The organism is Pseudomonas asgharzadehiana, from assembly GCF_019139815.1.
Lineage (GTDB): Bacteria > Pseudomonadota > Gammaproteobacteria > Pseudomonadales > Pseudomonadaceae > Aquipseudomonas > Aquipseudomonas asgharzadehiana.
On sequence record NZ_CP077079.1, the window covers coordinates 5,078,251 to 5,100,918 of the forward strand.

20 protein-coding genes are annotated in these 22,668 nt (G+C 61.3%); 11 read left to right on the forward strand and 9 right to left on the reverse strand.

Annotated features, from left to right (window positions below):
• Positions 1-32: 32 nt before the first annotated feature.
• Positions 33-989 (reverse strand): glucokinase, encoded by a 957-nt coding sequence (locus tag KSS96_RS23070; protein WP_065876985.1) that lies wholly within the window; start codon positions 987-989, stop codon positions 33-35.
• Positions 986-2,812, reverse strand: coding sequence for a phosphogluconate dehydratase (gene edd / locus KSS96_RS23075; RefSeq protein ID WP_003175855.1), 1,827 nt, complete (start codon positions 2,810-2,812; stop codon positions 986-988). Before edd ends, KSS96_RS23070 begins: the two co-directional genes overlap by 4 nt.
• Positions 2,813-3,033: 221 nt before the next feature.
• On the opposite strand from edd, the gene gap reads away from it, so the two are divergent.
• From gap to KSS96_RS23105, 6 genes are all read left to right on the forward strand, one after another.
• The gene (gene gap / locus KSS96_RS23080; protein WP_003175856.1) at positions 3,034-4,035 is read left to right on the forward strand and encodes a type I glyceraldehyde-3-phosphate dehydrogenase; all 1,002 of its coding nucleotides are present in this window, start codon (positions 3,034-3,036) and stop codon (positions 4,033-4,035) included.
• Positions 4,036-4,236: 201 nt separating this feature from the next.
• The gene (locus tag KSS96_RS23085) at positions 4,237-4,755 is read left to right on the forward strand and encodes an RNA polymerase sigma factor (RefSeq protein WP_017529260.1); all 519 of its coding nucleotides are present in this window, start codon (positions 4,237-4,239) and stop codon (positions 4,753-4,755) included.
• A gap of 72 nt (positions 4,756-4,827) precedes the next feature.
• Positions 4,828-5,796: a FecR family protein gene (locus tag KSS96_RS23090; protein WP_065879542.1), complete on the forward strand. Its 969-nt coding sequence runs from the start codon at positions 4,828-4,830 to the stop codon at positions 5,794-5,796.
• 115 nt (positions 5,797-5,911) lie between these two features.
• Entirely contained in the window at positions 5,912-8,476 is a 2,565-nt protein-coding gene (locus tag KSS96_RS23095; RefSeq protein WP_116079248.1) for a TonB-dependent receptor, read from the forward strand.
• A 134-nt stretch (positions 8,477-8,610) separates the two neighbouring features.
• Positions 8,611-9,219: a biliverdin-producing heme oxygenase gene (locus KSS96_RS23100; RefSeq protein WP_217855343.1), complete on the forward strand. Its 609-nt coding sequence runs from the start codon at positions 8,611-8,613 to the stop codon at positions 9,217-9,219.
• Positions 9,220-9,328: 109 nt separating this feature from the next.
• Positions 9,329-9,730, forward strand: a complete 402-nt coding sequence (locus KSS96_RS23105; RefSeq protein ID WP_217855344.1) for a YbaN family protein — start codon at positions 9,329-9,331, stop codon at positions 9,728-9,730.
• 96 nt (positions 9,731-9,826) lie between these two features.
• Here the strand turns inward: KSS96_RS23105 and KSS96_RS23110 are convergent, their stop codons facing one another.
• Positions 9,827-10,390: an NAD(P)H nitroreductase gene (locus tag KSS96_RS23110; protein ID WP_017529265.1), complete on the reverse strand. Its 564-nt coding sequence runs from the start codon at positions 10,388-10,390 to the stop codon at positions 9,827-9,829.
• Positions 10,391-10,528: 138 nt separating this feature from the next.
• On the opposite strand from KSS96_RS23110, the gene KSS96_RS23115 reads away from it, so the two are divergent.
• Genes KSS96_RS23115 through KSS96_RS23125 form a run of 3 tightly spaced genes read left to right on the forward strand, consistent with a single transcriptional unit; the run spans position 10,529 to position 14,152 of the window.
• Positions 10,529-11,956 carry a di-heme oxidoreductase family protein gene (locus tag KSS96_RS23115; RefSeq protein ID WP_017529266.1) on the forward strand — a complete coding sequence of 476 codons (1,428 nt, stop codon included), beginning with the start codon at positions 10,529-10,531 and terminating at the stop codon, positions 11,954-11,956.
• Between the two features lie 31 nt (positions 11,957-11,987).
• Positions 11,988-13,052 (forward strand): imelysin family protein, encoded by a 1,065-nt coding sequence (locus tag KSS96_RS23120; RefSeq protein ID WP_017529267.1) that lies wholly within the window; start codon positions 11,988-11,990, stop codon positions 13,050-13,052.
• A 2-nt stretch (positions 13,053-13,054) separates the two neighbouring features.
• Complete coding sequence (locus tag KSS96_RS23125; protein WP_217856502.1) at positions 13,055-14,152, forward strand: DUF1513 domain-containing protein; 1,098 nt, start codon at positions 13,055-13,057, stop codon at positions 14,150-14,152.
• An 85-nt stretch (positions 14,153-14,237) separates the two neighbouring features.
• Here KSS96_RS23125 and KSS96_RS23130 read toward each other — a convergent pair whose 3' ends face one another.
• The 5 genes from KSS96_RS23130 to colR all read right to left on the reverse strand — a co-directional run bounded on the left by KSS96_RS23130 (position 14,238) and on the right by colR (position 18,008).
• A complete protein-coding gene (locus tag KSS96_RS23130; RefSeq protein WP_017529269.1) occupies positions 14,238-14,465 on the reverse strand; it encodes a hypothetical protein in 228 nt (75 codons plus the stop codon).
• The gene (locus KSS96_RS23135) at positions 14,462-15,181 is read right to left on the reverse strand and encodes a lipopolysaccharide kinase InaA family protein (protein WP_017529270.1); all 720 of its coding nucleotides are present in this window, start codon (positions 15,179-15,181) and stop codon (positions 14,462-14,464) included. Before KSS96_RS23135 ends, KSS96_RS23130 begins: the two co-directional genes overlap by 4 nt.
• A 4-nt stretch (positions 15,182-15,185) precedes the next feature.
• Positions 15,186-15,866: a class I SAM-dependent methyltransferase gene (locus KSS96_RS23140; RefSeq protein ID WP_017529271.1), complete on the reverse strand. Its 681-nt coding sequence runs from the start codon at positions 15,864-15,866 to the stop codon at positions 15,186-15,188.
• Between the two features lie 188 nt (positions 15,867-16,054).
• A complete protein-coding gene (locus KSS96_RS23145) occupies positions 16,055-17,335 on the reverse strand; it encodes a sensor histidine kinase (RefSeq protein WP_065876663.1) in 1,281 nt (426 codons plus the stop codon).
• The gene (gene colR, locus KSS96_RS23150) at positions 17,325-18,008 is read right to left on the reverse strand and encodes a two-component system response regulator ColR (RefSeq protein WP_003175870.1); all 684 of its coding nucleotides are present in this window, start codon (positions 18,006-18,008) and stop codon (positions 17,325-17,327) included. The genes KSS96_RS23145 and colR overlap by 11 nt, the downstream gene beginning before the upstream one ends.
• 201 nt (positions 18,009-18,209) lie before the next feature.
• Here colR and KSS96_RS23155 point away from each other — a divergent pair, with 201 nt between their 5' ends.
• Both KSS96_RS23155 and KSS96_RS23160 read left to right on the forward strand, forming a co-directional pair.
• On the forward strand, positions 18,210-20,159 hold the full coding sequence (locus KSS96_RS23155) for an LTA synthase family protein (protein ID WP_068935932.1): 1,950 nt from the start codon (positions 18,210-18,212) through the stop codon (positions 20,157-20,159).
• 51 nt (positions 20,160-20,210) lie between these two features.
• Complete coding sequence (locus tag KSS96_RS23160) at positions 20,211-20,930, forward strand: phosphatase PAP2 family protein (protein ID WP_017529274.1); 720 nt, start codon at positions 20,211-20,213, stop codon at positions 20,928-20,930.
• Between the two features lie 78 nt (positions 20,931-21,008).
• Here the strand turns inward: KSS96_RS23160 and groL are convergent, their stop codons facing one another.
• Complete coding sequence (gene groL / locus KSS96_RS23165; protein WP_017529275.1) at positions 21,009-22,655, reverse strand: chaperonin GroEL; 1,647 nt, start codon at positions 22,653-22,655, stop codon at positions 21,009-21,011.
• Positions 22,656-22,668: the final 13 nt, after the last annotated feature.

The window sequence follows — 22,668 nt, forward strand, 5'->3', positions numbered from 1 at the left end:
TCCTCCTTGTTGTTATGGGGTGTTCTTGATGCCTACGTAAAAGCCTGCTCAAGCGCCACACCCGCCCCGGTCAACCCCGAATACGGCGCTGTCACCAGCCACACCGGAATGCCGTTGAAATAGTCACTCATGCAGCCTTTGTCCGCGAAGCTTTTGGCGAAACCGCTGGTGATAAAGAAGTCGGCAAACCTCGGTATCACCCCGCCCACGATGTACACGCCACCGCGCCCACCGGTGGTCAACACGTTATTGCCTGCAACCCGGCCCAGCCAGATGCTGAACTGGTCCAACACTTCCATGGCGATCGGATCGCCGGCCAAACCCGCCGCCGTGATGGCTTCGGGCGTTTCCAGCACCGGCGTGTGGCCGTCCACCGCACAGATCGCCCGGTACAGACGCGGCAACCCGCCGCCGCTCAAGGCGGTTTCGGCGCTGACGTGGCCGATTTCGTTGTAAATGTGTTGCCACAACTGAGTTTCCCGCGGGCTGCTCAGGGGCAGGTCGACATGGCCGCCCTCGCCCGGCAACGCCGCGTAACGACCTGCGCCGAGGTCCAGCAAGGTGCCGACACCCAGGCCAGTACCCGGGCCGATTACCACCGCCGGGCGCAACGGCTCCGGCGTGCCCGCGCACACCACACGGTATTCGTCGGGCTGCAAACGGGTCATGCCCAGGGCCATGGCCGAAAAATCATTCACCAACAGCAGTTGCTCCACCTGCAGCGTGTTGCAGAACGCAGCCTTGCTCAGGCGCCAGTGGTTGTTGGTGAATTTGAATTCATCGCCGCTCACCGGCCCGGCCACCGACAGGCAGACTGCGCCGATATCGCCGATGTTCAGGCCTTCTTGCTGCAAATAGACCTTGATCGCTTCTTCAGGGCTGGAGTAATCCACCGTGGCATGCACACGAATCGAATGCAGTGCCGAATCCCGCCACAACGCAAAACGGGCGTTGGTACCCCCGATATCACCGACCAGCGCAAGCTTCACTTAAGCGTCTCCAAGGCAGAGGTAAAGGCGCTGGCGCCCTGCTCTGCGGAGCTTGCGGCCAAGCGCATAAATGCAAACAGCTCGCGACCGGCGCCCACGTTATTGCCCAACAGGCCCGTGGCAGGCGTGCGCGCTGCAAATTCTTCGGCGTCTACCTTAAGCTCCAAGGTACCTGTCACGCCATCCACGCGAATGATATCGCCATCGCGCACCCGCGCCAGCGGCCCGCCGCTCTGGGCTTCGGGGTTGACGTGAATCGCGGCGGGGATCTTACCCGACGCGCCGGACATACGCCCGTCTGTCACCAACGCGACTTTGAAACCGCGGTCCTGCAACACACCGAGGAACGGCGTCATCTTGTGCAGCTCCGGCATGCCATTGGAGCGCGGGCCCTGGAAGCGCATGACCGCGACAAAGTCCTTTTCCAATTGGCCGGCCTTGAACGCATCGGCCAGGTCCTGCTGGTCCTGGAACACCACCGCCGGTGCTTCAACCACCTGATGCTCAGGGGCCACGGCGGAAACTTTCATCACGCCACGCCCCAGGTTGCCTTCCATCACGCGCAGGCCGCCTTCGGGCGAGAACGCGCGGGCCACGGGGCGCAGGATGGTTTCGTCGAGACTTTCGATGGGGCCGTCGCGCCAGACCAGTTCACCGTCGACCAGGAACGGCTCCTGGATGTAACGGCTCAGGCCCTTGCCCGCGACGGTATTAACGTCTTCATGGAGCAGGCCGGCCTCAAGCAACTCGCGGATCAGGAACGACATGCCCCCCGCCGCCTGGAAGTGGTTGATGTCGGCCTTGCCGTTCGGGTACACGTGGGACAGGGTCGGCACCACCTCGGAGAGGTCGGCCATGTCCTGCCAGGTGAGGATAATGCCCGCCGACATGGCGATGGCCGGCATGTGCAAGGTGTGGTTGGTGGAACCACCGGTGGCGTTGAGGGCGACGATGGAGTTGACGATGGATTTTTCGTCGACGATTTCGCCGATCGGCGTGAAGTTGCCGTTGGCCTTGGTCAGGCGTGTGACCTGATGCGCGGCCTCGCGGGTCAGGGCGTCACGCAGCGGTGTGTACGGGTTGACGAACGAGGCGCCCGGCAGGTGCAGGCCCATCACTTCCATCAGCAATTGGTTGGTGTTGGCGGTGCCGTAAAAGGTGCAGGTACCGGGGCTGTGGTAGGACTTCATCTCCGATTCCAGCAGCTCTTCGCGGGTGGCCTTGCCTTCGGCGTAGCGCTGGCGCACGTCGGCCTTCTGCTTGTTGGAAATGCCTGAGGGCATCGGGCCGCCCGGTACGAAGATCATCGGCAAGTGGCCGTAGCGCAGCGCGCCCATCATCAGGCCGGGGACGATCTTGTCGCAGATGCCCAGCATCAGCGCGGCATCGAACATGTTGTGGGACAGCGCAACCGCCGTGGACATGGCGATGACTTCACGGCTGAGCAGGCTCAGTTCCATGCCTGGCTCGCCTTGGGTCACGCCGTCGCACATGGCCGGGGTGCCGCCGGCGAACTGGCCGACCGAGCCGACTTCGCGCAGGGCTTTCTTGATCTGTTCCGGGAAATGTTCGTACGGCTGATGCGCCGAAAGCATGTCGTTATATGAAGAAACAATTGCCACGTTGGCGGCATTCATCATGCGCAGGCTGTTTTTGTCTTCGGTGCCGCAACCGGCCACGCCGTGGGCGAAGTTGGCGCATTGCAGCTTGCCACGCATCGGCCCGTCGCTGGCGGCACCGCGAATGAGCGCAAGGTAAGCCTCGCGAGTGGCGCGGCTGCGGGCGATAAGCCGTTCGGTGACCTCAAGAACGCGGGGATGCATGTGTAGAACTCCAGGCTAACGGATGTGGCGACCTGAGTGTCTATGCTGATCAAACGCCCGCAGCGCATGGGATGGCAGGGTGTCGTTTAAATCATCGGACCAGTTGATTCAGGTCACTCGTTGTAGATTGAACAAAATATTGCCACTAAAAAGGCTTGTTTTCTATTTTTATGCGAATAATCTTGTAATTCTTACAACAAATCGACGACAGGCACCTTCCAATGACTCTTCGTATCGCAATCAATGGTTTTGGCCGTATCGGCCGTAATGTCCTGCGCGCACTGTATACCCAAGGCTATCGCCAGGATTTGCAGATCGTCGCCATCAATGATCTGGGCGACAGCTCGATCAATGCCCACCTGCTTAAATTCGACACCGTGCACGGTACTTTCGACGCAGAGGTCGCCCACGATCAGGAAAGCCTGACCGTCAATGGTGACCGGATTGCCGTGAGTGCCATTCGCAACCCGGCCGACCTGCCATGGGCCGCACACAAGATCGACGTGGTATTTGAATGCACCGGTCTGTTCACCGACCGTGACAAGGCTGCCGCCCATATTACCGCCGGCGCACGCAAGGTGATCATCTCGGCACCGGCCAAGGGTGCGGACGCCACCGTGGTGTATGGCGTGAACCATGACATTCTGCGCCAGTCCCACCAGATCATCTCCAACGCCTCGTGCACTACCAACTGCCTGGCACCGGTCGCCCAGGTGCTTCATCGCGAGCTGGGTATCGAAAGCGGCTTGATGACCACCATCCATGCCTACACCAACGACCAGAACCTGACCGACGTCTACCACACCGACCCGTACCGTGCGCGTTCGGCCACCCAGAACATGATCCCGAGCAAGACCGGCGCCGCCGAAGCGGTGGGCCTGGTACTGCCGGAGCTGGCGGGCAAGCTGACCGGCATGGCCGTGCGTGTGCCGGTGATCAACGTGTCGCTGGTGGACCTCACCGTACAGTTGAAAAAAGAAGCCACCGCCGAAGAAGTCAACGCGCTGCTCAAGGAAGCCAGCCAGCACTCGAAAATCCTCGGCTACAACACCCTGCCGCTGGTTTCCAGCGACTTCAACCACAACCCGCTGTCGTCGATTTTTGACGCCAACCACACCAAGGTAAGCGGCAAGCTGCTCAAAGTGCTGGCCTGGTACGACAACGAATGGGGCTTCTCCAACCGCATGCTGGATAACTGCCTGGCACTGTGCAACGCCGAATAACGAGCGTTGTGCATGTGGCTTTTGTGGGAGGGGCTTGCTCCCGATGGCGATTTATCAGTCAGAGATGGGGGTGACTGACACCGCGCTATCGGGGCAAGCCCCCTTCCCGCATTTGCTCTATGTAGGCCTGCAGCAATAGCCACTTGCCATTTCAGTTGATGATAAGCATTATCATTAACTGAAAATCGGTCGGGTACGCCTGTGAGCCAATCTCGCTTTAACCATGTCTTTCTCACCCAACGGGTGATTCTGCTACGCACCTTGCAGCGGATGGTGAATAACCACAGCACCGCCGAGGACCTGTTGCAGGAAACCTACCTGCGCGTCACCCGGGCCCTGAGCGAGCGGCCCATCGATCACCTCGAACCCTTCGTCTATCAAACCGCACGCAACCTGGCGCTGGATCACCTGCGCGCGCGTCGGATCCAGGCCCGTACGTTGCAGGAAGATGTACCGCTGGACATCCTACAAAGCGTTGCCGCCCCCATCAGCCCCCCCGAAGACGCCACCCAGGCCGAGCAGTTGCTGGAACACCTGAGCGTCAGCCTGGGCCAGTTAAGCGCGCGCCAGCAGCAGATCTTCATCCTCAGCCGCCTGCACGGTTGCAGCTACCAGGAGATTGCCGATCAGTTGAACGTGTCCTTGAGCACCGTGCAAAAAGAACTGAAATTGATCATGGCCATTTGCGTAGGTGTGGCCGAACGGCTGGATCGGCCTTAAGCTGCATCCGACAGAAATGTCGACCCAAGCCGTAGAAAATGAATAGAACGTGGCGAAGACCCGAGGCACACCGTGACAGACCCGAACAAACTGCGCGCCCATGAGCTGGCTCATGAGGTGTTGCAAGACGCGGCTATGGACCAGGCCCTCGACTGGCTGATCGCCCTGCAGTGCCCGCAGCCCGGGCAGCAGGCCGAGTTTGAAAGCTGGCTGACCAGCGACCCGGCCCACGCCAATGCCTTCGAAAAAGCCCAGGCGGCCTGGGGTGGCGCGCCGGTACACAGCGCCGCCGCGGCCCTGGCGGCGCCGCGCACGCCCAGCGCCTGGCGCCGGATCAAACCGTACTGGAAGCCACTGGCAACAGCCGCCGTGCTGTTGATCGGCCTGTTCAGCTTCAGCAATTTGCCGGTGCGCCTGCAAGCCGACCACCTCACCGTGGTCGGCGAACGTCAGCGCTTGCAACTGGACGATGGCTCCAAAGTGCTGCTCAACACCAACTCGGCGTTTTCCAGCGACGTCAAGGATCACCAGCGCATCGCCCGCCTGTACCAGGGCGAAGCGTTTTTTGAAGTCACGCCGAACCACGACCAGCCCTTGCAGATCGACGCCGGCCCAGTGCGCGCCAGCGTACGTGACACCGCCTTCGCCGTGCGCTACCTCAATGGCGAGGCCCAGGTGCAAGTGCAGCGTGGTGATGTCGACCTGAGCAACACCGTCGACGACGCCCGCGTGCGCCTGAGCGCGGGGCAAAGTATCCGCATCGGCCCCAAAGGCTTCGGCCAGCCGGCCAAGCTGGATGCCAACAAAGACCTGGCCTGGGTCCAAGGCCGGCTGATCTTCGAAAACTGCCCGATGAGCGAAGTGCTTGCCGAATTGCGTCGGTATTATCCCGGCTGGATCGTCAACACCAACGACCGTCTCGCCCGCGTCGCCGTCACCGGAAATTACCGCCTCGACCAGCCGCTGGACGTGGTGCGTTCCCTGGCACACATCACCTCGGCCACGCTCTCGGAATACCCGGCGCTGGTTATCCTGAATTAAATGAGAACAATTTTTACTCGATAGCCCTCGGTGGTACGTCTCGTCTTAGCCAATGCAACTGATTCCTATTTGGTTCGGTTCGCAACTATAAGATTCGTACCCCGGAGCGCTCTCGATGTCCTCTCGTTTCAATCGCCGGTCTTCTTCGCCCGTCCTGTCCTTGCTGACCGCCGCCATCCTGCTGGCCGGCGTGCCGGTGATGACCGCCAGCGCCGCCGAGCCCGCCGCGCGCAGCCACGGCAATTACACCTTCAGCATCGAGCAGCAGCCGCTGGTCTCGGCGCTCAACGCATTTACTGCCGTGACCGGCTGGCAAGTCGGCCTGCCGGCAGAGCTCGGCCAAGGCGTGTCGTCGCCTGGCGTGCGCGGCCCGCTGCCGCCGGAAAAAGCGCTGGACCGGCTGTTGGTGGGGACCAACCTGGGCTACCGCAAACTGGGCAATAACAGCATCGTGCTGGAGAAACGCGCAGCCGGCGGCACCCTCAACCTGCAGCAGGTGACCATCAGCGCCACTCGCAACGAACAGGATGTGAACAGTGTGCCCAGCACCGTCAGCGTGCATGAACGCGAAGCGCTGGACCGTCAGAACGTGAACACCATCCGCGAACTGGCGCGCTACGAGCCCGGCGTGTCGGTGGGCGGCGCCGGCACACGGTCGGGCAATGCCGGTTTCAACATCCGCGGCATCGATGGCGACCGCATCCTCACCCAAGTGGACGGCGTGGAAGTACCCGACAACTTTTTCAACGGCCCCTACGCCAAGACCCGCCGCAACTATGTCGACCCGGAAATCGTCAAGCGCGTAGAGATCCTGCGTGGCCCCGCCTCAGCCCTGTATGGCAGCAGCGCCATCGGCGGCGCGGTGAGCTATTTCACCCTCGACCCGGATGACATCATCAAGCCCGGCCAGGATGTCGGCGCCCGCCTGAAGACCGGCTACAGCTCCGCCGATGAGAGCTGGCTGACGTCCGGCACCCTCGCCGGTCGCGTGCAGGACTTCGACGGCCTGCTGCACCTGAGCCAGCGCAACGGCCATGAAACCGAATCCTATGACGGCAATAACGCCACCGGGCTGGACCGCACCGGCGCCAACCCGGAAGACGCGCGCACCACCAACGTGCTGGCCAAGTTGGGCTGGAACTACGGTGACGACAACCGCCTGGGCCTGACATATGAGAAGTACAAGGATGATCGCGACATCAACCTGAAGAACGCGGTGGGCGGCCCGTTCATCGGCGGGCGCGGTTTCAACCTGTACCGTGACCGTCGCGGCAACGACACCATTACCCGCGAACGTTTCGGCCTGGAAAACAGCTTCGCCCTCGCGTCACCGATAGCCGACCGTATCAAGACCAGCCTCAATTACCAGATCGCCAAGACCGACCAGACGACCGCCGAAATCTATCAGTCGGGCCGGCGCGTGATGCGTACCCGCGACACGCTTTACGAAGAGAAACAGTGGGTTTTCGACGCTCAGTTGGACAAAGCATTCAGCCTGGGTGAAACCGATCACCAGGTGACCTACGGCACGACGCTCAAACAGCAAAAAGTCACCGGGTCCCGCGAGGGCTCGGCCTATTGCCTCGCTGTCGGCTCCGGTTGCACGGCCATCGGCGCGCCCAGCCCGCAAGCCGGCGACAGCGTGAAGAAGTCCAGTGACTTCCCCGACCCAACCATCAACGCTTACTCCTTGTTCGCACAAGACCAGATCAGCTGGGATAAATGGACGTTCCTGCCCGCCGTGCGCTACGACTACACCCGGCTCAAACCCAAGCTGACCGAGGAATTCCTCAACACCGTGAACCCCACCGGTGCGGACCAAGTGAGCGACAAGGAAAAAACCTGGCACCGTGTCACGCCCAAATTTGGCCTGACCTACGCCCTGACCGATCACTACACATGGTTCGGCCAGTACGCCGAAGGGTTCCGCACCCCCTCGGCCAAATCCCTCTATGGGCGCTTCGAGAACCTGAACATCGGCTATCTCGTGGAGCCGAACCCCGACCTCAAGCCGGAAACCAGCAAGGGCATCGAAACCGGGCTTCGCGGGAAGTTTGACGAGGGGTCTTTTGAGATCGCGGTGTTCTACAACAAGTACCGCGACTTTATCGACGAAGACAACGCCGTGGTCGCGGGTACCGTCGAGCAGTTCAAGGCCGTGAACATCAAACGCGCCACCGTCAAGGGCGTAGAAGCCAAGGGCCGCCTGAACCTGGACGCATTCGGCGCGCCACAAGGCCTCTACACCCAAGGCGCGGTTGCCTACGCCCACGGCCGCAACGACGACAACGGTGAACCGCTTAACAGCGTCAACCCGCTCAAGGGCGTGTTCGGCCTGGGCTATGAGCAGGACAACTACGGTGGCCTGCTGAGCTGGACCCTGGTGAAAAAACAGAATCGCGTCGACAGCAGCACCTTTCACGCCCCCGACGGCAGCACCGAAGGCCCGTTCAAGACCCCGGGCTTCGGCATTCTCGACCTGACCGCCTACTACAAGGTGACCAACGACGTGACCCTCAACGGCGGCTTCTACAACCTGACCGACAAAAAGTACTGGAACTGGGATGACGTGCGCAGCTACGACAGCGTCGGCGAAGCCGCAGTGACGGGCCCCGCCAACCTTGACCGCCTGACCCAGCCGGGTCGCAACTTTGCGATCAACGTGGTCTGGGACATCTGACCACGCCTCCCTCACCTCGCCGAGATTTCATCGGCCAGGTGTGGATTTTTTACTGTGCCGCGTCTTCTTGTTCGTCTAGTTGATAACCGCTCTCTTTAGGGCAACAAGGCGCTTCCCTTCTCAAGGACTTTTTCATGACCGCTTCCCCTACCGCAGAACGCCCAAGCCTGCGCTCCCAGCGCTTGAACCAGATCACCAATGAGCCGCACACCAAGCTCGATGCGCTGGTAAAAGCCCATGCACCGTTCGAAACCCAGGCCAACTTTGCCCGTTTCGTGGTGGCGCAGTACTTGTTCCAATCGGAACTGGTGGGCCTGTACAACGATGCCGAACTGATCAAGATCGTCCCGGACCTGGCCGCGCGCTGCCGCGCCGACGCCGCCAAACTGGACCTTGCCGACCTGGACACTGAAGTGCCCGCACCGGTGGCCGGCGCGCTCAAGAACCCAAGCAAGGCCCAAGCGCTGGGCTGGCTGTTCGTGTCTGAAGGTTCCAAGCTGGGCGCCGCGTTCCTGATCAAACGCGCCGTGGGCCTGGGCATGAGCGAAACCTTCGGGGCCCGCCACCTGGGCGAACCGGCCGGCGGTCGCGCCGAAGGCTGGAAGAGCTTCACCCGCACCCTGGATGCTCTGCAATTGAGCGCCGAAGAAGAAGCCGCCGTGGAACAAGGCGCGGTCGATGCGTTTGTACGCTTCACCGTGTTGCTGGAACAGGCGTACGCTAGCGCGCCTGAACTGGCCTGACGTCTGAATTGAAATGCGATCAACTGTGGGAGGGTGCAAGCCCCCTTCCACCGTTAAACTGCATTTCAGTTCGCACTTTTGTAAACCTTCTCCCCAGATAAGTTTCACCATGACCGGTAAAACCCAATCCACCTCGAAAATCGTCCAGCTCCTTTTCGGACTGCTGGCCTACGTCAGCCTGGGCATCGGGTTGGTGGCGATTGTCGTGCCGGGTTTGCCCACCACCGAATTCATCCTGCTGGCTGCCTGGGCTGCCACTAAAAGCTCGCCACGCCTCAGCGCCTGGCTGGAAAACCACCGCCTGTTCGGGCCGATCCTGTTCAACTGGCGCAACGGCAAGATCATCGCGCGCAGGGCCAAGGTCAGCGCCACCGTGAGCATGCTGCTGTGCGCCATAGTGATGCTGGTGATGCTCGACCACGGCTGGCCGATTTACCTGGCCATTGCCGGCATGAGCCTGGGCAACCTGTGGATCTGGTCACGCCCCGAACGGCATACCCAGCCGCTCTGAACGCTCCTGCACCGCCAACGATCCGCTCACCAACGCCATGAAGCCGCTGTGGGAGCGGGGTTTGCCAGCGCCCACATCAAGCAGCTCAGTGATCGTTCAAAGACCGTTCCAGGCTTGAACAAACTGCGCCACATCTTCCTTCGGCGCCGTGCGCGGTGGGTTTTGCGGCGTGCCCAGGTAAAGGAAGCCAATCACTTCTTCATCCGGCTTCAGCCCCAGGCCCTTGGCGACATGAGCGGAGTAAGACAATTCGCCGGTGCGCCACACCGCGCCGATCCCCTGTGCGTATGCCGCCAGCAGAATGCCGTGGGCGGCGCAGGCAGCGGCCAGCAACTGTTCGGATTTGGGTACCTTGAAGTGTTCCTGCAAACGGGCAATCACCACCACCACCAGCGGTGCGCGCAACGGGCCGTTCTGCGCCTTGTCGATGGCGGCTTGCGGGGCGTCGGCGTCTTGCAGGCGCGCGGCTTCGGCCAGCAGCGTGCCCATCCGCTCGCGGGCGGCGCCCTCCACCGTGAGGAAACGCCAAGGACGCAGCTGGCCGTGGTCAGGCGCGCGCATGGCGGCGGCGAACAACACGTCGCGCTGCGCCTGGGTCGGTGCCGGCTCCAGCAAGCGCGGCACGGAAACACGGTTGAGCAAAGCGTCGATAGCCTGCATTGGTCACCTCCAAAAAAAATGTGCGGTCATTCTAGCGGGAATGAATCGGCTACCACCAAACGATAATTGCTCTTATTCATTCCCCCCGGCCCTGTTAGACTTTGCGACCAGATTTTTCGCCTTCGTTCAGGAAACTCGATGTTCCGCTCGCTTTTTCGTCTGTCCATCGCTTGCATGGCCCTGGGCCTCACTGCGTGCGATAACGCCCCCAGGTTTGCCAAGGCCGAGCCGGGTGAGGCGCGTGCGGGCGGCGCGGCGACGGTGAACAAGCGCGACCAGAACGCGTTTTCCCTGCCGTCGGCCAACCTGTCGCCCACGCGCCGCCTGGACTTCAGCGTCGGCAACAGCTTTTTCCGCAGCCCCTGGGTGATCGCGCCGTCCACCACCACCGCGCGTGATGGCCTGGGCCCGCTGTTCAACACCAACGCCTGCCAGAACTGCCATATCAAGGATGGCCGTGGCCACCCGCCGCTGCCCGACGCCGCCAATGCAGTGTCGATGCTGGTGCGTCTGTCGATCCCGGATGCGCCCGCCTACGCCAAACTCATTGAACAGGCCGGCGTGGTGCCCGAGCCGGTCTATGGCGGGCAATTGCAAGACATGGCCGTGCCCGGTGTAGAACCCGAAGGCAAGGTGCGCGTCGACTACACGCCGGTCAACGTCACCTTCAAGGACGGTACCGTCGTCGAGTTGCGCCAGCCAAACCTGCAGATCACCCAACTGGGCTATGGCCCGATGCACCCCGACACGCGTTTTTCTGCGCGCATCGCCCCGCCGATGATCGGCCTGGGCCTGCTCGAAGCCATCAGCGAGGCGGATATCCTGCGCAACACCGACGCGAAAACCGCCGATAAAGAAGCCCTGGTCGGCCGCGCGAATTGGGTGTGGGATGACGCTCGGCAAAAGACTGTTCTGGGGCGCTTTGGCTGGAAAGCCGGGCAACCCAACCTCAATCAACAAAATGTTCACGCGTTTTCTGGTGATATGGGCCTCACCACCTCCCTGAGACCCTTCGATGACTGCACCGACGCCCAAGTGGCCTGCAAGCAGGCGCCCAACGGCAACGGCCCCGACGGCGAGCCGGAAGTCAGCGATAACATCCTGCGCCTGGTGCTGTTCTACACCCGCAACCTCGCCGTACCCGTGCGTCGCGATGTCGACAGCCCACAAGTGCTGGACGGCAAGAACCTGTTTTACCAGGCGGGTTGCCAGGGTTGTCACAAACCGTCGTTCACCACCGCAGCGACGGCCGCCGAACCTGAACTGGCCAACCAGGTGATCCGCCCCTACAGCGACCTGCTGTTGCACGACATGGGCCCGGGCCTGGCCGACAACCGCAGCGAATTCAAGGCCGGCGGCCGCGACTGGCGCACCGCGCCGTTGTGGGGCATCGGCCTGACGCAAACCGTGAGTGGCCACACCCAGTTTCTGCATGACGGCCGCGCGCGCAACCTGCTGGAAGCCGTGCTCTGGCACGGCGGTGAGGCACAAGCGGCGCAGCAGCATGTGTTGTCCTTCAATGCCGAGCAGCGCGCTGCGTTGCTGGCGTTCCTGAATTCTTTATAAGCTTTGCCCCACTTACAGAAGGGAGCTCGACATGTTCCGTCCCAAGTTGTTGTTCACCAGCCTGGCCGCCCTTGCGCTGGGCGCCTGCTCGCCACAAGACCCGCAAGCCGTGACCTCGGCGGCGATCGCCAAGCAAGTGATCCTGCCGACCTACAGCCGCTGGGTCGAGGCCGACCGTCAACTGGCCGTCAGTGCCCTGGCCTACTGCCAAGGCAAGGAGAGCCTGGACACCGCCCGCGCAGACTTCCTCCACGCGCAAAAAGCCTGGGCCGAGTTGCAACCGCTGCTGATCGGCCCGCTGGCTGAAGGCAACCGTTCGTGGCAGGTGCAGTTCTGGCCGGACAAAAAGAACCTGGTGGGCCGTCAGGTAGAACAACTGGTCGCCAGCCAGCCGCAGATCGACGGCGCCGAACTGGCCAAGTCCAGCGTGGTGGTACAAGGCTTGTCGGCCTACGAATACATCCTCTACGACGCCAAGACCGACCTCGCCGACGCGGCACAGAAAGCGCGTTATTGCCCGCTGCTGGTGGCCATCGGCGACCGTCAGAAAGCCTTGGCTGAAGAGATCCTGGCCAGTTGGAATAGCACCGACGGCATGCTCGCGCAGATGAGCAAGTTTCCCAACCAGCGCTACGCCGATTCCCACGAAGCGATCGCTGATCTGCTGCGTGTGCAAGTGACCGCGCTGGACACCCTGAAGAAAAAACTCGGCACGCCGATGGGCCGCCAGACCAAGGGCATCCCGCAGCCGTTCCAGGCTGACGCATGGCGCAGCCAGTCGTCCCTGCAAAGCCTGGAGGCCAGCCTCGCCGCCGCCCAGACCGTGTGGGTCGGCGTCGACAACAAGGGCCTGCGCGGCCTGCTGCCGGCGGATCAGAAGCCATTGGCCGACAAGATCGACGCTGCCTATGCAGCATCGCTGAAACTGTTCGCCAGCAACCAGCGCACCCTCAACGAACTGTTGAACGATGACGCCGGGCGCCAGCAACTCAATGACCTCTACGACAGCCTCAATGTGGTTCACCGCCTGCACGAAGGCGAACTGGCCAAGGCGCTGGGCATCCAACTGGGCTTTAACGCCAACGACGGTGACTGATGATGCTCAGGCGACAGGCTTTGGCCATTGGCAGCGTACTGCTCAGCGCACTCACCCTGGGTGGCTGGACGCTGTTCAAAAGCAAAGACAAACGCCCGCTGCTGTTGTCGGCGCGGGATGATGCGGACGGCAAGCACTACGCCGTGGGCTACCACCTGGACGGCAAACCCGTATTTGCCACCCAGGTTGGCCAGCGTTGCCACGACATCATCAACCACCCCACGCTACCGATTGCGTTGTTTGTTGCCCGACGCCCAGGCACCGAGAGTTACCTGATCGACCTGCGTGATGGCGCATTGCTGCAAACCATTACCTCGAACGCCAATCGCCACTTCTATGGCCATGCGGTGATTCACCAGAGCGGCGACTCGCTGTACGCCACCGAAAACGACACCTCCGACCCCGGTCGCGGCCTGCTCGGTGTGTATAAGTTCGAAGGCGAGCGGCTGGTGCACAGCGGTGAGCTTTCTACCCACGGTATCGGCCCGCACCAGGTGTCGTGGATGCCCGACGGCGAGACACTGATCGTGGCCAACGGCGGCATTCGCACCGAAGCCGAAAGCCGTGTGGAGATGAACCTCAACGCCATGGAGCCAAGCCTGGTATTGATGCGCCGCGACGGCACACTGATCAGCAAGGAAACCCTGGCGCAACAGATGAACAGCGTGCGCCACATGGGCATCGCCAGCGATGGCACCATCCTTACCGGTCAGCAATTCATGGGGCCGTCCCAAGAGCGTTCCGAGCTGCTGGCGATCAAGCGGCCAGGGCAGCCGTTCGTCCCCTTCCCGGTAGCCGATGAGCAGTTGCAGGCGATGGGGCATTACACCGCCAGCGTCGCGGTGCACAGCGAGTTGCGCCTGGTGGCGCTGACCGCGCCGCGTGGCAACCGCTTCTTTATCTGGGACATGGACAGCGGCGAGCTGCGCCTGGATGGGCCGTTACCGGACTGCGCGGGTGTCGGCGCGGTGGCGGATGGTTTTGTCGTCACCTCCGGTCAAGGGCGTTGCCGCTTCTACGATTGCCGCCAGCAACCGTTGGTGGCAACACCGCTGGAGTTGCCGGCGGGGCTCTGGGATAACCATCTGCACCTGATTTGAGCCGAGTTTGGCCGTTTCCCGGCGGTGAATAACGCAAAAAAAAGGGCCTCGCATCGCAAGGCCCTTTTCGGCTGGCTTGATCGTTTCAACTCTGTGGCCTCATCCCTTGAGACATGCCAAACATGAACAGCAGCAGCTCGTGATCAGGCTTGGCCGCCACACTCGCCTTGGCGACACGCGGCAACAGGCATTGCGCGCCCTCCTGCGTTGCACTGAGTACCTGTGTGCGAGGCTGCTCCCACGCGGCCAGGGCCAAGGCAGCAACGCCCAACGCCCCCACCAGGAACAGACCTCGTGCTATTTCTAGCTTCATTTGGTTAAACCCTTGATAGCGCTGCCAAACGCCGTCTCGTAAAAGTAGCTGAGTTTTTGCCAGTCGCTATCGCTCCACGACGAATGGCGGCGCAGTTGCCGCATGTCATGGGACGCCGCCCGATGAGCGGTCAGGCGCTGGCGACATTTTTCAAAATCCAGCAGTGCCACGTCCACAGTGGCCGAGTCGCCCTCGCCCATCACCCGCACAAAAATATGCTTGATGTACAGGCAACCGTGCTGCCAGCGCCCCTTGTGCATACGCGCCAGGGTGCCGGCCAATTCCTTGAGCACACGCTCGTGCACTACTTCGCCGTAGCGTTCACGGCCACCGGCGGCGTACCAGTGTTCAATTTCGTCGAAACCGTCGAGCGCCGCTGTCACCAGCAGTGCCTTCCAGTGGTGATCCGCATCGCGACGCGCCTCGCAGAACACCAGCTCCGGTACGCGCACATCCAACAAGCGCAGGCCCTTGATGGCGTCCCGCTCGCGCAACACGGTGGGGCGACCGAACGGGTGCAGCCAACTGCGATAGATGTGCCCGGTCTGGCGCTTGCTGTAGAGCAAGCGGCCATTGGCGCTCATCACGCGTTGCACACCGCTTTCACCGCCGCGCCGACGATTGGGTTCCTCGACCCACTCGCCTTGCTGGCGCCAGAAATAATCAAACTTGTCTTCGGGAGCTACGTGACTGCCTGCTACGCACTCAACTGCCATCCTGCTACCTCTTGCGCAATACATACACTCGCCACATGGCGTACAACGGTATGAAGTCCAGAGACTCCTGGACACGAAAACCGGCTTCTTCGAACTCTGCCTCAACAGTAGCAGCTGGTAACACAAATCTGTTTTGGTAACTTTCCTGCTCACCTTTTCTACGCCGCTGCCCTTCGAGGCGCTTGCGTTTCCAGGCTTTGAAATTGCCGTCGACCCACAGCGAAATGATCACACTGTCGCGGGTAACCCGTTGGAACTCCCGCAATATCGCCAGCCGGTGCGCCGGGTCACCAATATGGTGCAGCAGGCGCATACAGAAAATGCTGTCGACCGCGTTATCTGGCAGGTCGATATCAAAGGCTGATGTCTGCAAGGGTCGTACCCGTTTCACAACTTCCGCGGGTTGGGCGACGGTTGCAACCTTCAACATCGACGCTGAATTGTCCGCGCCGATAATCACACGGTTGGGTTTCTCTGCCAGCAACGGCCAGAACCGCCCCGCGCCGCACGGCAGGTCCAGTACCAGGCCTGGCTCACCGGCCATCGCCAGGGCGCCACGAGCCAATTGCTCGTCGCGTTTATGGGACAGGCGACGCGCCAGATTGTCTTGATGCTTGAGTAAATATTCCCGCGCATGCTCATCGTCATACTTTTCGGAAAATTCGAGCTTGATAGGGTTAGACATCACTGATCTCCAGTTACTGATGCCTACAACGTTAAGCACCGAACTGTGATCAACAGGTCAACCATGTGTGAAAAACCTGTCCTGTCCAACCCCATACATTTCAAAACTTTACAGACATAAACAATATCATGGGGCCATCTTCGCCGAATGACGACGATGTTTGGCAGGATTGCGGCAGGGTGGACGGGTCAGGCGCCGGGCTGACCCAGTTCGACATGAAAGCGGCAGCCATTGGGCTCCATGGTGCTGAGGCTGACGCTCCAGCCCTGGTTCTCGCAGATCCGTTGCACCAGCGACAAACCAAGCCCCAGGCCATCACCACGCTTCTCGCTGCCGCGCACGAAGGGCTCGAACATCGCTTCGCGTTTCTCTTCTGGAATGCCGACGCCACTGTCTTCCACCACAAAGCCCGCCGGCTCCAGGGTCAGCCGGATAAAACCATGCTCGGTGTAATGCAAGGCATTGCGCAGCAGGTTGCCCATCACCGCATGCAGGAACGTCGTGTTGTAGCGCGTGTCCAGGGGGTTGCCTGGCTGGTAGATCAGTTCCAACCCCTTGTGTTCGATTTGTTCACGCCAGATGCCGAGCAAATCGTCCGCCACCTGGCTGAGGGTGACCTGGGCCGACATAGAGGCATCGTTATGCTGGGCGCGGGCCAGCATCAGGAAGGTCTGTACCAGCTCGCGCATTTCTTCGCAGGCACGGGCAATGCGCTGCACCTGGTTACGCCCGCGCTGGTCGATGGCCGGGTTTTCCAGCAACAGCTCGCAGGAGCTAGCCAATACCATCAAGGGGGTGCGCAATTCGTGGCTCACATCGCTGGTAAACAACTGCTCACGCGACAACGCCGCGCGCAGCCGCCCCAACGTGGCGTCGAACGCCACCGCCAGCTCACCCACTTCATCGGCCGCATAGTCCGGCGCCAGGGGCGGCGCCAGCCCCAGCAACTGGTCGCGGTGACGCACCTGACGCGCCAGGCGCACCACCGGCGCCATCACCTTGCGCGCCAGCACCCAGCCGAGGAACACCGCCAATGCCAGGCTGAGCACAAAGCCCACCAGCACCACGGCAAACAGCACACGCTCACGCTCTTCGAAATCGCTTTGGTCTTGCAGCAACACATAACGTCGCCCGTCAATCACTTCGACCATGGCGTGGTACGACAGCGATTCGCGAAATACTTCATGAAAGCCCGGCTCCAGATGCCGCAGGTCCTTGGGCAATTCAAAATCGCCCGGCCCGCCGCTGAAATAGAACAACTGGTCCGGCTCGGGTCGGTGGCGCCAGTCTTCGACCGTGTCCATCAGCAGCAAGCGTTGCAAGTCACCGCCCAGGCCCGCCGAGATCAACTTCTCTTCCACCAGGTGCACGGTCGCGATAATGCCCATGGCGAAGGCCCCCGCCACCAACGCACTCATCAAGGCAAAGGCGATGATGATCCGCTGGGAAAGGCTTTGCTTAAACTCCATCACGCCCCTCGGCCAGACGATAACCAACGCCGTGCACTGTCTGCAGTAACGGTTTGGCGAAGGGCTTGTCGATGACTTGGCGCAACTGGTGGACGTGGCTGCGCAGGCTGTCGCTGTCCGGGCAATCGTCGCCCCACAACGCCTCTTCGAGGATTTCGCGGCGCAGCACGTGCGGACTTTTTTGCATCAGCACCGCCAGCAGCTTGAGGCCGACCGGGTTGAGCTTGAGCAGGCGCCCTTCACGGGTGACTTCCAGGGTGTCGAGGTCATAGCTCAAATCGCCGACCTGCAAGGCGCGGCGGCCGCCGCCCTGAGCACGGCGCAGCACGGCTTCGATACGCGCGGCCAGTTCCGACAGAGCAAACGGTTTGAGCAGGTAATCATCGGCGCCGGACTTGAAGCCCTGCAACCGGTCGTCCAACTGGTCACGCGCGGTGAGCATGATCACTGGCGTGTCGCGGCGGGCGTCTTCGCGCAGGCGCTTGCACAGGGTGTAGCCATCGATACCGGGCAGCATGATGTCGAGCACGATCAGGTCGTAATGCTCGGTGGCCGCCAGGTGCAGGCCCGACAAACCGTCCTGCGCACAGTCCACGGTGTAGCCCTTGAGCCCCAGGTAATCCGCCAGGTTGGCCAGAATATCGCGGTTGTCTTCAACCAATAAAATTCGCATGGGCAGTGTCTCCGTACGCGGTAACGGCCGTGTTGGCTCGCGCAGCTTAAGGCCAAGCAGGGCTCAGGGATAGAGCCGGAAGGTGCGTCGATAAGGGTTTTCAACCGATTCAACCGTTCAACGAGTTTTTCACTATAGCTTCACAAACTGACTACAGCGTCAGGACGAATATCGCCGCCCATTGATATAAGGAACATGGACATGGGGTTTTTCAAATCGGCGCCAATGCGCTATCTGCAGTTGATCACCGGTGCCTGGCTGGTGGTTTTCCTGCTCACTCGCAGCGTGCTGCTCATTACTCACCTGGACGAAGTCGGCGGCAACCTGCTGCCGGTGTTTGGCGTCGGTGTGCTCTACGATCTGGGTTTCCTGGCCTATGCGGCGCTGCCGCTGGGACTTTACTTACTGCTCTGCCCTGCGGGACTGTGGCGCCGCCGTGGACACCGCTGGTTCCTGCAGGCGGTGTTGACCGTGAGCCTGTTCGCCATGCTGTTCACCGCGGTCGCCGAATGGCTGTTCTGGGACGAGTTCGGTGTGCGCTTCAACTTTATTGCCGTCGATTACCTGGTGTATTCCGACGAGGTGCTGAACAACCTGCTGGAGTCCTACCCGATCGGCAAGCTGCTGAGCCTGCTGGCGATGCTGGCCATTGTGCTGAGCCTGGCGCTGCGCAAACCGTTCAACGCGGCGATGAACGCTCCGCTGCCGGCCCTGCGCGGCCGCGTGTTGAACGCCGCGGCGCTGCTGGTCGTCGCCGGCCTCAGCCTGCAACTGATCAGTCAGGACAGCCCGCGCACCCAGGGTGGCAACGCCTACAAGAACGAGCTGGCGAGTAACGGCCCCTATCAGTTTTTCGCCGCGTTCCGTAACAACGAGCTGGACTACACCCAGTTCTACAAAACCTTGCCAACCGACGTGGTCGCCCAGCAATTGCGCGCCGAACTCAGCGAACCCAACGCCCGCTTCGTCGGCCAGGACCCGCTGGATATCCGGCGCGAGATCAGCAACCCCGGCACCTTGCGCAAACCCAATATCGTGCTGGTGACCATCGAAAGTTTCAGCGCCAAGTACATGGGCAGCAATGGCGATGGGCGCAACCTCACGCCTAACCTGGATGAGCTGCGTAAACAAAGCCTGTATTTCAATAATTTCTACGCCACCGGCACCCGTACCGATCGAGGCCTTGAGGCCATCACCCTGGCGATCCCTCCGACGCCGGGGCGCTCGATCGTCAAGCGCATTGGCCGCGAGAGCGGGTTCGCCAGCCTCGGACAACAACTCTCCGCCATCGGCTACGACAGCGTGTTCGTCTACGGCGGGCGCGGTTACTTCGACAATATGAACGCGTTTTTCAGCGGTAACGGTTACCGGGTCGTAGACCAGAGCAGCGTGCCCGAAGCGGAAATTTCGTTTAAAAACGCCTGGGGCATGGCCGACGAAGATCTCTACAAACAGACCCTCAAGCTCGCCGACGCCGACTACGCCAGGCAGCAGCCGTTTTTGCTGCAACTGATGACCACCTCCAATCATCGTCCCTACACCTATCCGGATGGGCGCATCGACATCAAATCCGGCAATGGTCGCGACGGCGCGGTGAAATACACCGACCACGCCATCGGCGAATTCCTCGCCGCTGCGCGCAAGAAACCGTGGTTCGATAACACGATCTTTGTGTTCGTCGCCGACCACACCGCCGGCAGCGCGGGCAAGGAAGACCTGCCCATCACCAACTATCAGATCCCCTTGTTCATCTATGCGCCAACGCTGATCGATGCCCGGGAAACCGCGCAATTGGCCAGCCAGATCGACATTGCGCCGACGCTGTTGGGCCTGATCAACCTGAGCTACGAGTCGACCTTCTTTGGCCGCAACCTGCTGCAGGACAACCCACTGCCGCCTCGGGTCGTGGTCGGCAACTACCAGCATCTGGGGTTGTTCGACGGCACGGACCTGGCGATCCTCAGCCCACGCCTGGGCCTGCGTCGCCATGACCAAGCCCTGGGTGAGAGCCAGGAATTGCGGGTGAACAGCGATGATCCATTAATCCAGCGCGCGATCACCTACTACCAGGCCGCCAGCTATGGGTTCAAACAACAATTGCTGAGTTGGAGGGGGCACAAGGACGAGGCCCCAGCGCTGAGCACACGCTAAACAGAGCGTCCCGCACAGGTGAGTGCGGGACGTCTTCGATCAAGGTCCGCCATGCCATCCCCTCCCGTTGCGCCGGCTTCCAAGCCGCTTGATTTTCGGCTATACCTGGGCATTCCCGCCGCCGCCGCGCTGGCATTGCTGTTGCTGGAGCTGACGCCACTGGACATGGCTCTCGCCAAACGGTTCTACAACGCGGCGGAGGGCGGCTTCGTCGGTCGCTACAGCTTCTTGCTCGAAGACATCCTGCATGACCGCGCCAAGCAGTTGGTGATCCTGTTTTCGGTCATGGCAATCCTGGGGTTTGTCGGCACATTTATCCTGCAACGCCTCAAGCCCTACCGCCGCGAACTGGGCTGCCTGGTGCTGTCCCTTGGACTGGCGACCGCCTTTGTTTCACCGTTGAAAACCCTGACCGGCGTGCAGTGCCCGTGGAGCCTCAAGGAGTTCGGTGGCGAGGAAACCTACAGCACACTGTTGAGCCATCGCCCCGCCACCGATAAACCCGGGCGCTGTTGGCCCGGCGGCCATGCGGCCACCGGGTTCGCCCTGTTCGCGCTGTTTTTTGCACTGCGTGACCGCAAGCCGCGGATGGCCCGCTACGCATTCCTCTTCGCGGCCGGCTTGGGCAGCATCTTTTCAGTGAGCCGCATGCTGCAAGGGGCGCACTTCTTTTCCCACAATGTGTGGACGGCGATTTTTTGCTGGCTGATCTGCCTGGGCCTGTATGGTTTGTTGCTGTATCGGCCATCGAGGCCCTTGGCGCCGCGCTGAACCTCAGACAGCGCGCACAAAAAAGCCCCGCCTGCATCACTGCAGGCGGGGCTTTTTCAGTACAGGGGTAAGGCTGGCTTACATCATGCCGCCCATGCCACCCATGCCGCCCATGTCTGGCATACCGCCGCCAGCCGAGCCTTCTTTCTTCGGTGCATCAGCGATCGCCGCTTCGGTGGTCAGGATCAGACCGCCGATGGAGGATGCTGCTTGCAGCGCCGAACGGGTCACCTTGGTAGGGTCCAGGATGCCCATTTCGATCATGTCGCCGTAGACGCCAGTCGCAGCGTTGTAACCGTAGTTACCTTTGCCGTTCTTGACTTCGTTAACCACAACGCTTGGCTCGTCGCCGGAGTTGGCAGCGATCTGGCGCAGCGGTGCTTCAACAGCACGACGCAGCACAGCGATACCGACGTTCTGGTCAGCGTTGTCGCCGGTCAGGCCGGTCAGGGCTTCCAGAGCACGGATCAGCGCAACGCCACCGCCAGGTACCACGCCTTCTTCGACGGCTGCGCGGGTTGCGTGCAGGGCGTCTTCAACGCGGGCTTTCTTCTCTTTCATTTCAACTTCGGAACCGGCGCCAACCTTGATCACTGCAACGCCGCCGGACAGCTTGGCCAGACGCTCCTGCAGTTTTTCACGGTCGTAGTCCGAGGAGGTTTCAGCAACCTGCGCACGGATCTGGGCGATACGGGACTCGATGTCGCTTTCAACGCCAGCACCGTCAACGATGATGGTGTTTTCCTTGGAGATGGTCACGCGCTTGGCGCTACCCAGGTTTTCCAAGGTGGCGCTTTCCAGGCTCAGGCCGATCTCTTCGGAGATAACGGTACCGCCGGTCAATACGGCGATGTCCTGCAGCATGGCCTTGCGACGGTCGCCGAAGCCTGGAGCCTTGACGGCTGCGACTTTGACGATGCCACGCATGTTGTTCACAACCAGAGTGGCCAGGGCTTCGCCTTCAACGTCTTCGGAAACGATCAGCAGTGGGCGGCCGGCTTTGGCCACGGCTTCCAGTACTGGCAGCATTTCGCGGATGTTGGAGATCTTTTTGTCGACCAGCAGGATCAGCGGGCTGTCCAGCTCAGCAACCATGGTGTCTGGTTTGTTGACGAAGTACGGGGACAGGTAGCCACGGTCGAACTGCATGCCTTCTACAACCGACAGTTCGTTTTCCAGGCCCGAGCCTTCTTCAACGGTGATCACGCCTTCTTTGCCGACTTTTTCCATGGCTTCGGCAATGATGTCGCCGATGGAGCTGTCGGAGTTGGCGGAAATAGTACCCACCTGGGCGATAGCCTTGGTGTCAGCGCATGGCTTGGACAGGTTTTTCAGCTCGGCAACGATGGCGATGGTCGCCTTGTCGATGCCGCGCTTGAGGTCCATCGGGTTCATGCCGGCAGCGACGGCCTTGTAGCCTTCGTTGACGATGGCCTGAGCCAGAACGGTAGCGGTGGTGGTGCCGTCGCCTGCGTCATCGTTGGCACGGGAGGCAACGTCTTTGACCAGCTGCGCGCCCATGTTCTCGAAACGGTCTTCCAGTTCGATTTCTTTGGCTACGGAAACGCCGTCCTTGGTGATGGTCGGAGCGCCGAAGCTCTTCTCGATGATCACGTTACGGCCTTTCGGGCCCAGGGTCGCTTTTACTGCGTCAGCCAGGATGTTGACACCGGTGAGCATTTTCTTGCGGGCGGAGTCGCCGAATTTAACTTCTTTAGCAGCCATGATCGATATTCCT